The organism is Streptomyces sp. NPDC050564 (assembly GCF_044457265.1).
Classification (GTDB): domain Bacteria; phylum Actinomycetota; class Actinomycetes; order Streptomycetales; family Streptomycetaceae; genus Streptomyces.
This window is the reverse complement of sequence record NZ_JBITGS010000002.1, coordinates 366,929-379,881: the sequence shown is the minus strand read 5'-3', so window position 1 is coordinate 379,881 and position 12,953 is coordinate 366,929. Positions and strand designations below refer to the sequence as shown.

The window sequence follows — 12,953 nt, the reverse complement described above, 5'->3', positions numbered from 1 at the left end:
GGCGGGAACGGGGGGCGAGGCATGGTCCCGTACTTCTTCATCAGCCATGCTGTGAGCGGCAGTGGCCGACAGGACGTTGAGCATTTTCGGGCGGATCTCCAGGCCGAGATCCGCGGCAGGCTGGGACGTGATCCCAGATTCGACGGAGCGCTTGCCGACTACCGGGGACTGGATGTCGGCGTCGGCCCGCCACCCAACACCCCTGCCATGAACTGTCGTTCTCTCATAGTCCTCTACTCGCAGGAGTACTTCCGCTCCCCACCCTGCACCTACGACCTGGCCGTGTTCGACGAACGCATGAGTTGGCGACTGCACCGCACGGGCGAGGCCTCGGTGGCTCCTGTGGGGGTGGTGTGGAACACGATCGGTTTACCGGTGCGGCTGGCCGAGGAGACCGCCCGTCAGTCGGAATCGACGGGCAGCGACTATCCGCGGCGCAGCATCAGCCAGTTGCTTCGCGACCCTGCCGCGCGGGGCGGATACATCAAGGTGCTGCGCAGTGTCGCCGACCGGGTGCTGACCGCCGCGGACCGCTCACCGCCCACGATGACGGCTCGTGATGTCGGCTACCTCACCTCATTCAGGTCTATGTCCCGTACGTCGCTCGCCTCCTGGGATATGCACCTTGCGCCCGTGCCGGTACCGTGGCACAGCAGGCGCACCGGTTCGCCACAGGACACGGCTTCGATCGGAGCCGCGCTTGAACGGCCGGACTCGCCTCCCCGCACCAGATCGTGGTTCTCATCCCCGGGGGAAGGCGAACGCCCCATCCTCCGCGGCCCGCATGGCTGAGTGAACACGTGGAGCAGCATCAATGAGCAGCGTGGAGCCGGAGCCCCCCGGCGCCGAGGCCGCCCATGAACCGGCGACCATCGTCACCTTCTACTCGTACAAGGGCGGAGTGGGCCGCACCATGGCCCTCGCCAATGTGGCCTGGATCCTCGCCGGCCAGGGCTGCAGAGTGCTTGTCGTGGACTGGGACCTGGAGTCCCCGGGCCTGCACCGCTTCCTGCGTCCGTTCCTCAACGACCCGGAACTGGCCCGCACCCCCGGGGTGGTGGACATGGTCCAGGGCTACGGGAGGGGCGTACTGGACCTGGTCGAGGCGGAAGGACTTGACGAGGCGGAGTTCGAGCGCCGGCTCCAGGAACTGCTCCAGCAGCACACCGACGTCCTGCAGCACCGTGACACCCTGCGATGGAGCCACTTCCAGCCGCCGGGGTCCATCGAATTTCTCGGGCCCGGTGTGCAGAACGAGTCGTACAGCACGGATGTGGCCCTCTTCGACTGGGCCTCGTTCTATCAGCAGCACCGGGGCAAGCAGTTCGTTCAGACGCTGCGCGAGCGGCTGCGGCAGGGGCCGTACGACTACGTGCTCATCGACAGCCGTACCGGCCACTCGGACAACGCGAGCATCTGCACGCTCTGGCTGCCCGATGTCGTCGTCGCGGGCTTCAACCTCAGCAACCAGTCGATCGAGGGCACCGCGAGCGTCGCCCGACAGGTCCACCAGCAGGCCCGCGAGACCCAGCGGGACATTCGCATCCTCCCGGTGCCGATGCGCGTCGAACATTTCGACCCGAGCAAGGGAAGGCGGCGCAGGAGTTACATCCAGGGGCGGTTCGCCGGCTTGGTCGGCCCGCTGACCAGGGGATCTCTGGAGGAGTACTGGGGGCAGGTGGAGGTACTGCACAACCCGGCCTTCGCCTACGAGGAAGTGCTCGTCCCCTTCACCCTGCTGCCCGGTTCGGCCTCGCCCCAGCTCACCGCCTACGTTCGTATCGCCGAGGAGATCAGCCGCGGACGGGTGACCGAGGCCCGGCCGGTGAAGGAGAACATCCGTCTCCAGTTCGCCGACCGCTTCGCCGAGGTCAGGACATCCGACCGGCGCACGGCCCGGATCGTCTACGCGCCGCGCGACCGTCAGTGGGCCGACTGGATTCGGTCCGTGCTGGCACGCGTCGGCATCAGCTGCGAGACGGCCGGCGACTGGCGGGTGGAAACGGGCCGGGCGAGCGCGAAGCCGACGTTCACGATCCTCGTGGTCTCTCCGGCACTCCAGTCCGAACCCGCCCTCGACGCCGTCATCGACCAGCATCTGCGCGACGGCGGCCGCCTCGGCTCGGGCGAGCGCACCGGGTCGATCGTGCCCGTACGTGTCGAGGAGGCGTTGGTCAGGCCGCCCATCGCCGACCTGCGGGGACCACGTCTGCAGGAACTGGACGAGGCGGACGCGCAGGCGTTGTTGCTGGCGCACTTCGCCCAGGGAGAGCAGCCGGCGGAGCAGCGGAACCAGCCGAGCGACCGGTCGTCCGGCGGGGCGCGCTTCCCGGGCCGGACCCCCAGGCTCTGGAACAACATCCCGCAGCGCAACGCGATCTTCCAGGGCAGGGAGGCACATATCGGGCTGTTGCGCGACGGGTTCCCGCCCGGTCGTCCGGCGATGCCCGCGGTCCTCACCGGTCCGCTGGGCGTCGGGAAGAGCCAGATCGCCTTGGAGTTCGCGTACCGCTTCGCGGCGGACTACGACGCCATCCGGTGGATCAGGGCCGACAGCGCCGAAAACGTGGCGGTCGAACTGGCCGGGTTCGGCGAGGAGTTGGGAGTGACGAAAGCCACCGCCCCCGGCGCCGTGCAGGACACGCTGCGGGCACTGGCCGGCGGTCACGCCGACTACCACAGGTTCCTGCTCGTCTACGACAACGTACGCCGGCCCTCGGACCTGGAGGGTCTGCTGCCCAGCGGTGGCAGCAGCCATGTGCTGATCACGTCGGAGACCGACGACTGGAGCGTCACGGGACGGCAGCACGAGGTCGGTGTGCCGACCGAGGACGAGGCGCGTGGGCAGCTGCGCCGTCACTTCCCCGGGCTCCGCGACAAGCAGGCCGATGACATCCTCGCCGTGTCGGGCCGTCTTCCGCAGACCGTCGAACAGGCGGCCGCCTGGCTCAAGGCCAGCGGGCTGCCGCGTCGGGAGGCGGTCGACCGCTATCGCGAGGCGATGTGCAACCAGTCCGCGGGTGCCGGGCCCAGGCGTACGGCTCCGGGCCGAGGCGCCGGTTATCCGGCGGCGGCCCATGCCACCTGGTCGGTGTCGATGGAGTCGCTTCGGGTGGCGCGCCCCGTCGCGGAGGGGTTCCTGCGGCTGCTCGCCCACATGGCGCCGAACGGCGTGTCGATCGACGGGAAGACCGACGTACTGCGCTGCCAGGCTGCACTGGAGTGGCTGAGCTCGCTGGGCAGCGACCCGCTCACGGCTACGACGGCGGGGCTGGCGTTCCGCGCGCTGTCGGAGCGCGCGCTGGCCCGCGTCGACTACGGAACCAAACGCGTGGTGGGCGACCCGATGGGTCTGACCTTCCTGAGGAGCGGGCTGTCGGACGCCGAGTTCCAGGAGTCGCGTCGGGCGGCCCAGCGGATTCTGGCCTCTCTCTCGCCGCGCGACACGGAAGTCGACGACCCGACCCATGCCCCTGTCTTCGCCGAACTCGACCAGCACGTCGACCCGTCGGGTGCTGTGCACAGCGATGACGACGGGGTGCGGCGCTGGCTGGTCAACCAGGTGCGATACCGCCGCCTGGCGCGACGCCTCGACTCGGCGCAGAGTCTCGCCGAGCGACTGCGCGACAAGTGGAACCAGCGGCACGGCCCCGTGGAGCGGACCGACGACGTACTCCTGCTTCGGCTGAACGTGGAACTGGGCAACATCCACCGTGACGCGGGCCGCTTCGTCGAGTCCGAGGAGATCAACCGCAGGGCATTGGAGCGGCTGCGCACCACGCTGGGCCTCGACCACCCGTACACCCTGCGCAGCGCGACCGGGCGGGGTGCCGAGCTGCGCGCGCTCGGCCATGTCCAGGAGGCCTTCGCCGAGGACCAGTCGACCGCCGACATCCTCACCGAGGTGTTCGGCCCCGACAACCCGTACACCCTGATGGCGACGGGCAATCTCGCGCTGTCGCTGGCCATGGTGGGTATGACGGCGGAGGCGCTGGACCTGCACCGGGAGACGTACGAGCGCTGCCGTGGGGTGCTCGGTGTGGAGCACGAGATGACATGGAGCGCGGCCACCCAACTCGGCATCCGCTACCGGGAGTCCGGGGACTACGAGACCTCGCTGCTGCTGCTGCGGCAGGCCTTCAACGAGGCGGAGAAGCGCTTCGGGGAGGCCGATCCTGCGACGCTCCGCGCGGCCCGTGGTCTCGCGGCGACTCTGCGGCGCACGGCATGCGATGACCTGGACCAGATCGGCGCGGCGCGCAAGTACGACTCGGACGCGGTGGCGGGCTGGCTGTCCTACGCAGGCCCGGGGCACCACGAGCAGCTGGCCGGGCAGTTGGCGCTCGCGGCGGATCTGCGGCTGCTGGGGGAGTGGCGAGAGGCCTGCCGACTCGCGGAGGACGCCCTGGAACGGTTCGAGAGTTGGGGGGAGGACCATCCCTTCCGACGGATCAGTCAAGTGAACCTGGCCCTCTGCCGACGCTCGGCGGGTCGGGTCGACGGCGCGCTGGAGCTCAGCGAGGCGGGCTGGCGGGGCCTGTGCGAGACGCTCGGATCGGATCATCCGCTGACCCTCATCGCGGCGCTCGACCACGCCAACGCCCTGGTGTTCTCCGGGGAGTCGACGGAGGCCTTGGAGATGGATCGTCGTACGTACGAGCGGCTGAGCGTCCGATGCGGGGCCGAGCACCCGCTGACGGGCTTCGCGGCGACGAATCTCCAGGACAGCGAGGCCCGGGTGCGGGACACCGGGGCAGCCCCGGGAGCGGAGCGCATCGAGATCGACATCGACCTGCCGTACATCTGACCGGCGCCGGACGGGCGACGGACAGTGCGGTGGTCGTGGGGCGTGGCAAGGAGGTCGGCAGTGGTGCGAAGGCCGGAGAGAGAGTTGGGCAGGCCCTGGTCGGCGGCCGTGGTCTCCGCGCGCCCGGGTGAGGGCGCGACGCTGGTCACCGCCGCCGCCGGGGCGCTGATCGACGCCGAGACCGGGCCCAAGGGACAGAACGTGATCCTCATGGACGCGGATGTGCGGACCGCAGGGCTCACCGCGCTGCTCGGTGCCTGGCACGCCGTGGGAACCGGTGATGAGTACGGGATAGGCACGGGCGCCGGTGACGGCGGTGGACTGCCCGGCTTCGCCCTGGACCGGCATGTCGCCCTGCGGGACCGCTCGGTCGAGCAACGGCTGCAGGAACTCCGCTCTCCTGATGGACGCAGCGGCGACATGTCACTGCTCGCGATGCGGGCACCGGGCAGTACGGCTCTGGCGTCGCTGCCGGATCTGCCGGAGATCACGGGCCGGGCGGTGGAGCTGCTGGCGGAACTCGCCGGTTGCCTGCTGGTGGACTGCGGACCGGGCTGGGGGCCGCTGACCCGGAGAATCTGCGAGACCGTCGAGTACGTCTTCGTGGTGGGCCGTGCGGACTCCCGTTCCCACCCGGACACCGTGCGGCTCGTCGAGCGCCTCGATGTCTCGGGCCTGCTGTCCAAGACCATCGGATACGTCGCGAACACACCCGGACAGAGTCCGCAGGCCACTCGGCAGAGTACGCAACTCGCCGGTCAGTGCGCGGAATTCACCCGGCATAGTCCGGAATTCTCTGTTGGAGGAACGCATTCAGAGGGCACACTGGCTTTGAGAACCATCATGGATCTGCCGTACGACCCCAGGGCCGCGCAGACGCTCGCACACGGAAAGCTGTCCGGCCCGCAGAGTCCCTTCGAGTCCGCGCTCTGCCAGGGCATGGAGGCACTCGAACCAGACCTGTTCCGCACCGGCTTCGACTTCGACATCACCTGAGGGGGAGTGATGGACACCGCGGACGACAGCCGCTCCGATGCCCCGGCGGGGAGCGCCTCGGTCATGACTCCCGCACACCACAGAGCCGCTCATGTCACTGCCGACAGCGACGAGTTCATCACCATGTGCGCGCAGACGCTGCGCCCCGACGGGCTGCACCATGTGGCCGCCTACCACCGCGGGGTCTACAACTACTCGGTGGACATCCTGGACGGCCTGCGGCAGGCGGGCTCGCTCCCGGCCGGCACGGACACCAGATCCAGCCGCGAGCTCTACATCCGTGTGGGCCGGCAGCTGAACTTCCTGCTGGGGCGCATGGACCGGGCGCTGCGCCCGGTGGAGAGCGGACGGCTGATCCGGACCGTACTGCGCCTTGGTGAAGCATCCGTCTTCCATTACTACGTCCGGCCGGGCGAGTATCTGACCGGTGTCTCGCTGGGGCGGGACAACGACGAGTCGGGCGACCGGGCCATGGCCGGACTCGCCACCCGGTTCGGCGAGCTGCTGCGGCAACGCGGTCTGAACTACGGCGGGTTCGAGGAGGACACGCAGAAGTCCAAGGAGGGGCCGCGGTCCGGATCCGCGACGGTTCCCGGGCCGTCCACGACCGAGGACGCGCTCCACTTCGAACGGTTCGGTATCCTCGGGCCGAATTCGGCCCGAGTGCGCGAGGCGTGCATCTCGGCGCTGTCCGCCGAGGATCTCCACTACGCGGCCTACGTCGACCCCGCCTGCGGGTTCCTCTCCGCCGACGTCCTCGAACTGACCACGCTGGCACCCTACTTCCGCAACATAAGCCGTCCGGGGCGCCGTGATCGCTACCAGGACATCGCGCGCAGACTGCCCTTCGTCGTGGCTCGGCTGGACCACTCGCTGAAAGCGGTGCTGCCGGGACGGCTGACCCGGACGGTGCTCGACGTGGACGAAGGGGCGCTTTACTATTTCGCCGCGGGGGACGGTCCTTTTCTGCTCGGCGTGACGCTGCACCAGGACCGCGTGTCCCATGCGGATCTTCGCATGAATATGCTGTGCCATTCGGTACGCCACCTCCTCAAAGAAGGTGAGGGCAACCGTAATTGACGGAGTGACTGGTCGCGTGCTCTCTCAATGAGAGGGTTTCTGCTCGCTTTACGGCACAATTACCTGTTCTCGGGTCCCGATGGACGAGAGAACTCTAAAGTCATCGGTGCAGCGGTGATCAAAGTGTCGGACGGGGGTGATTCCCATGGCATCGGGCACGGTCCTCCGGGGCTTTCTCGGCGCCACGAAACACCTCTGGATCCTGTGCGGCATCATCGGGGTCGGCTGGGCGACCGGGGCCGGTGCCGGGACCGGGGACCTCAGCGGTTCCCCGCTCTATCTCTTCTTCACCATGCTGCTCCTGGCCGTCGGGCTGTACGGCAGCACCTCGGGGATCTCGCTGCGTGAGGCGAGCGAGGATCTGAGACTCCTGCTGCTCGCCGTGACCGTCGGAGTGGTGGCCAAGGCCGCGCTGATCGCCCTGGTCCTCTGGTGGGTACTGGACGATCCCGCGTACCTGATCCTCGCCGTCGCGGTCGCACAGATCGACCCCTTGTCCGTCGCCGCTTTGCGTGACTCCTCCCGGATGACCCCGCGCGGGAAGACGGTCCTGTCCGTCTGGGCATCCTTCGACGACCCGGTCACGGTGCTGCTGACCGCCTACACCGCGCCCATCGCCCTGCGCGCCCTGCACGGCTCCCCCGGCGCGGGCGGCATGGCGGCCATGTCGGGCCGCGATCTGCTGGACTACGCCGCGCAGCTGGGGTGGAACGCCGCGCTGGTGGCCGGGGCCGCGGCCGTGTGGCTGGTGCTGCGTGGTGTGCGGCGGCGTACGGGGACCGGGGACCCGTCACTGGGGGTCCGCACGCTGCAGGCGGTGGCCGTACTCGTCCTGCTCGTGGTGGCCGCCGCGTTCACCCTCATGCTCGGCATCGCCGTCGTCGGGCTGTTCTTCCGGCCTCCGGCGCTCCAGCGGCAGATCGACCGGGTCACGCAGGGGGCCTACCTGGCAGCGGCCTTCACGCTGGGGTTGCTCCTGGTCGGGGGCATCGACGTGGCCTACGGCCTGACGCTGGGCGCGGCGGCGTACGGTGCGCAGATCGCGGTGGGTACGGTGCTGGCCCGTAGGTTGGACCGGGTGGACCGTGTCTCGTTGGCCCTGGGCCAGCAGAACGGAGTGACCGCCGTCATTCTTGCCCTGTCGCTCCAACCGATGTTTCCCGAGGCGGTCGCGATCGTCGCTCCCGCCATCGTGACCGTCAACTTCCTCCACTTCGCGGCCAACTCCCTGTGGGGGCGGTTCCAGCCGGACCTTCCCGCACCGCGTCCCACCTCCCTGAGTCGGCCCACTTCCCAGGACGTCGCTCCACCGGCAGCCATCACCGCAGACAAGTGAAGGCGCCTGGTCCTTGCCGACTGACGGGCCGGGCCTGCCTTCCGCATGGCCTGCGCCACAGTCCCCGAAAGCCGCGGCGACTATGGTGTCGCTGCGTGTAGACGCGCATCGAACACCAGGAAAGACCACCAGGACAGCCAGGAACGTCGGCGAGGGGCGCGCAGTGTCGGACGAGGGGCGGCTGGTCGCCGGGCGCTACCGGTTGATCGACCACATCGGCCGCGGTGGCATGGGCACCGTATGGCGGGCCGAGGACGAGGTGCTGAGCCGCCAGGTCGCCCTGAAACGGCTGCACGTCCAGCCGCATCTGACCGACGACGAGCTCGCCACCCTCTACGAGCGCACCCGCCGCGAGGCGCGCAGCGCCGCCCGTATCGCCCACCCCAACGTGGTCGTCGTCCATGACGTCGTGGACGACCAGGGGCTGCCCTGCATCGTCATGGAGTACGTCCCCTCGACCACCCTCGACGCGCTGCTCAAGAGCGGCGAGCTCCTCGCGCCCGCCGAGGCCGCTCGCGTCGGCCTCGGCATGATCGCCGCGCTGCGTGCCGCGCACACGGCCGGGGTGCTGCACCGCGACGTCAAGCCCGGCAACGTACTACTGGGTGCCGACGGCCGCGTCGTGCTCACCGACTTCGGCATCGCCATGACGAGCGGCACCTCGACGCTGACGAAGACCGGCGAGATCGTCGGGTCGATCGACTACATCGCCCCCGAGCGGATGAAGGGCCGGAACTCCGGTCCCGCCGCGGACCTGTGGGCACTGGGTGCGACGCTGTACCAGTCCGTCGAGGGACGGCCCCCGTTCCGCAAGGACACGGCCGTCGAGACGGCGTACGCCATCGTCGTCGACCCGCTCGCCCCCATGAAGCAGGCCGGGGCCCTCGAACCCCTCATCGAGGCCCTGCTGGCCAAGGAGCCGGCGGAGCGGCCGTCGATGGAGGAAACGGAGCGGGCGTTGCGCGTGGTGACGTCGCAGGCGCCGACGCAGCTGCAGACGCAGCCCTTGTCCCAGCCGAGGCCGCGGCCACAGCCGGCACCGACGCGTTCCCTGCCCACGCGGCCGTCGGATCCCGCGCCCGTCGACAACGATGGCAGCGGTCGCCGCAGGAACAAGGACAAGGGCGGCCGTCGCAAGCGCCGCGGGCTCCTCGTGAGCGCGGTCGCCGTGACCGCCGCGGGCGCGGCCGTCGCGGGTGGGCTGTACATAGCGCACCGGGACAGCGGTTCGCGCACGCACGGCACCGAGGCGGCGTCCACGTCCACGCCCGCGTCCACGCCCATAGCCACGCACGTCCCCAAGGGTTTCCACCTCGTCGAGGACAAGACGCTGGGCGCCTCCTATCCCGTCCCGGACGGCTGGAAGCGCACCAATCCGAGCTCCGAGCAGGTCACCTACGTCGACCCGTCCCGTCTGGTGGACCTCACCATCGGCACGGTGGACCCCGCGGGCCCCAACCCCGAGTCGCACTTCAAGAACATCGAGGCGAACACCAAGGTCAACTACTCCACGTACCGGAAGATCCGGATGGAGCGGACCACCTTCCAGGGGAAGGCCGCGGCGGTCTGGGAGTTCACCTTCAACGGGCAGGTACGGACGTTCCGCGCCATCGACCTGGGCTTCGGGCAGGAGGGCGGCAGGGAGTACGACATCTACCTCTCGGCGCCCGAGGCCCGTTGGGACAAGTACCGCCCGGTCTTCGACCAGGTGAAGGCCGGCTTCCGCGCGGACTGAAACGGGCACCGGCCGCACACCGAAGCACACCTTCGGGTGAGCGGAGGGCGGCGTGCGAGTTCAAATCAACTCTCCGGGTACGCAACCCGGAAGAGGACTGGCCCCTCCTAGAGAACAGTCGAACCAACCCGGGTGCTCGGAGAGGACTGTCTGGTGGCCCGTCAGTTGTCCCGCCGCAGGTTCATGGTCTACACGCTGGCGGCGTCCACCCTGACCGTCGCGGCGCCGCTCGGCTGCGACGGATCCTCGGCGGAGGGCGTCGAGCCCACCGCGGCGGGCGTCCGCACCCCGTCCGGCGTCCTGGTGACAGGCACCGACGAGGAGATGCTGGTCCTGGAGGTCACCGCGGCCAACAAGGTGGTCGTCCGGCTGCCGCGCGTCGAGGTCGGCCAGGGCATCACGACCGCGGTCGCCATGATGATCGCCGAGGAGCTCGACGCCCGGCTCGCCGACGTCCAGATCCCGCTCGCCGAGGCCCGGACCAAGGGGAACCAGTACACCGGCGGCTCCAACTCGGTCGGTTCGCTGTACGGCCCCGCCCGCGAGCTGGCCGCCACCGCGCGCGCCAAGCTGGTGACCGCGGCCGCGCGGCGCTGGCATCTGTCGCCGCGGCTGCTGCGTACCCGGGACACGATGGTGATCGCCCCCGACGGGCGTACGGCCACCTTCGGGTCGCTGACCGAGAGCGCCGCCAAGATCCACCGGCCCGCCGTGTCGACCAGGCCCAAGCCGGCGTCCGAGCACCGGGTGATCGGGCGGCCGACGACGCGGATCGACGCGCGGGACATCGTCACCGGCAAGGTGAAGTACGCCGGGGACCTGGCGGTGGCCGGAGCGAAGCCCACCGTGGTGGCGCGGCCGCCGACGCTCGGCGGGAAGGTGGTCTCGGTCGACGACCGGGCGGCCCGTGCCCTGCCGGGCGTCCACGCGGTCGTCAGGATCGCCGGTGGCGTGGCCGTGGTGGCGGAATCCTTCCACCACGCCTTCAAGGCCAGGGACGCCCTGCGGATCACCTGGGCCGCCGGGCCGCTCGCGGCCCTGTCCGACGCGGCCATCCGGTCCCGGCTGCGGGCCGCCGTTCCCGCGCTGGGGACGCCGCTGCTCGGAACGAGGCAGGTGACGGGCGAGTTCGAGTTCGCGTTCGTCAGCCATGCCCCGATGGAGGTGCTCACCGCGGTCGCGGACGTGCGCGCCGACCGTGCCGAGCTCTGGTTCTCCTCTCAGACGCCGATGGACGCGCGCGACAGCATCGCCTCGGCGGTAGGGCTCCCGGCGTCCAAGGTACGGGTCCATGTCACGCGGGGCGGCGGCTCGTTCGGACGGCGGCTCAACTTCGACGCGGCGATCGAGGCGGCCCTGATCTCCAAGGCGGCACACCGGCCGGTGAAACTGATGTGGAGCCGCAACGACGACATCCGGCACGGCAGGATGCGTCCGGCCAGTCACCACCGGATCCGCGCCAGCCACGCGGGCGGCAGGGTGGTGGCCTTCACCCACATGATGGCCTCGGTGAACGAGTCCTACGAGCGGGAGGGACCGGCCGCCCAGGGCGGCGTCACCGGCGCCGTTTCCGGCTCCCGGGCGGCGGACCCGCTGCCCAGCGACAGCGGCCTGTACAACTTCGGGCGCGTCTCCGGGGACTCGGGCGGGGTGGAGCTGGCGATGCCCCTCGGCGCCTGGCGCTCGGTGGACTCCGGGACGATGCGCACCGCGGAGGAGATCGTCGTCGACGAGGTCGCGGGGAGTCTGGGCGAGGACCCGGTCGTGTTCCGGCGTACGACGCTCAGGAGCAAGACGGTCAAGGCCGTGCTCGACAAGGTCGCGAGCGCCGGGGACTGGGGCCGAACCATGCCGGCCGGCCAGGCCCAGGGCGTGGCCGTCCACGAGGAGTACGGCTCCTGCGTGGCCTGTCTGGTCGAGATCGACGCCACCGACCCGAAGAAACCCCGGGTGACCAAGGTGGTGATGGCGGCCGACGTCGGAACGGCCGTCAATCCGCGCGGGCTGGAGGCCCAGCTCATGGGCACCGCCGCCGACGGCATCTCCACCGTGCTGCAAGCGGGCCTGCACATCGACCGGGGCGCCGTCCGCGAGGGCAGCTTCGCCGACTTCCACTACGCCCGCCAGCGGCACGCTCCGCTGCACTTCGAGGCGCACATCATGCCCTCCCGGCGGGACCCCGGCGGGGCGGGCGAACTCGGCGTCCCCGCGGCGGCGGGTGCCGTCGCCAACGCCTACGCCCGCGCGACGGGTACCCGCCCCCGCCGATTCCCGATCAACTTCTGAGACGGTGCCGATGCCCTCCTACTCGTTCCTGCTCAACGGGAAGCCGGTCACCGTCGAGGCGCCGGCCGACATGCCGCTGCTGTGGGTCCTGCGCGACATGCTGGACGTCACGGGGCCCAAGTACGGCTGCGGGGTCGGCGTCTGCCGCGCCTGCACCAGCCACCTCGACGGGGCGGAGGTCCAGCCCTGCGTCGTCCCGGTCGCGGACTGCGCGGGCCGCAAGGTCACCACCATCGAGGGCCTGGCCGACGGCGACACGCTGCACCCGGTCCAACAGGCCTGGCTCGACTGCGATGTCGCCCAGTGCGGCTTCTGCCAGCCCGGGCAGATCATGGCCGCGGCGGCCCTTCTCAAGAAGACGTCCAGCCCGACGGACGCCGACATCGACCGCATCGAGAACGTCTGCCGCTGCGGTACGTACTCCCGGATCCGCGAGGCGATCAAGAAGGCCTCCGCCCAGGGCTGAGCGCCCCGACGCTGCTCGACGACCACGGCGGCCGTGGGCGCGGCCGGCACGCCGGCCGCCTGGAAGGGCCGGCGCGCTCGGCGCGTTCCGGGCTGCGCTGTGGGGCTGGGCCGTGGGGCTGCGCCCCGGATCCCGCTGTGGGTCCGGGCCTCGGATCCTGCCGTGGGGTTCCCCGCATGGACCCCCGGCCGGGGCTGCGCCGACTGCACCGCTGCCTGGTGTTGATTGCCCCCCAGTCTGCGGCTGC

General features: G+C 70.3%; 8 protein-coding genes. All 8 read left to right on the top strand.

Annotation, left to right across the window (positions count from 1 at the left end):
- Positions 1 to 21 precede the first annotated feature (21 nt).
- The 8 genes from ACIBK0_RS05240 to ACIBK0_RS05205 all read left to right on the top strand — a co-directional run bounded on the left by ACIBK0_RS05240 (position 22) and on the right by ACIBK0_RS05205 (position 12,706).
- Entirely contained in the window at positions 22 to 792 is a 771-nt protein-coding gene (locus ACIBK0_RS05240; protein WP_399075789.1) for a hypothetical protein, read from the top strand.
- Positions 793 to 814: 22 nt separating this feature from the next.
- Positions 815 to 4,807, top strand: coding sequence for an FxSxx-COOH system tetratricopeptide repeat protein (fxsT, locus tag ACIBK0_RS05235; protein WP_399075787.1), 3,993 nt, complete (start codon positions 815 to 817; stop codon positions 4,805 to 4,807).
- Positions 4,808 to 4,867: 60 nt separating this feature from the next.
- Positions 4,868 to 5,803 (top strand): hypothetical protein, encoded by a 936-nt coding sequence (locus ACIBK0_RS05230; protein ID WP_399075785.1) that lies wholly within the window; start codon positions 4,868 to 4,870, stop codon positions 5,801 to 5,803.
- 9 nt (positions 5,804 to 5,812) lie between these two features.
- The gene (locus ACIBK0_RS05225; protein ID WP_399075783.1) at positions 5,813 to 6,883 is read left to right on the top strand and encodes a hypothetical protein; all 1,071 of its coding nucleotides are present in this window, start codon (positions 5,813 to 5,815) and stop codon (positions 6,881 to 6,883) included.
- 145 nt (positions 6,884 to 7,028) lie between these two features.
- Positions 7,029 to 8,219 carry a hypothetical protein gene (locus ACIBK0_RS05220; protein ID WP_399075781.1) on the top strand — a complete coding sequence of 397 codons (1,191 nt, stop codon included), beginning with the start codon at positions 7,029 to 7,031 and terminating at the stop codon, positions 8,217 to 8,219.
- 163 nt (positions 8,220 to 8,382) lie between these two features.
- Entirely contained in the window at positions 8,383 to 9,954 is a 1,572-nt protein-coding gene (locus ACIBK0_RS05215) for a serine/threonine-protein kinase (RefSeq protein WP_399075779.1), read from the top strand.
- 183 nt (positions 9,955 to 10,137) lie between these two features.
- Positions 10,138 to 12,240, top strand: coding sequence for a molybdopterin cofactor-binding domain-containing protein (locus ACIBK0_RS05210; protein WP_399076049.1), 2,103 nt, complete (start codon positions 10,138 to 10,140; stop codon positions 12,238 to 12,240).
- Positions 12,241 to 12,250: 10 nt separating this feature from the next.
- Positions 12,251 to 12,706, top strand: a complete 456-nt coding sequence (locus ACIBK0_RS05205; RefSeq protein WP_399075777.1) for a (2Fe-2S)-binding protein — start codon at positions 12,251 to 12,253, stop codon at positions 12,704 to 12,706.
- Positions 12,707 to 12,953: the final 247 nt, after the last annotated feature.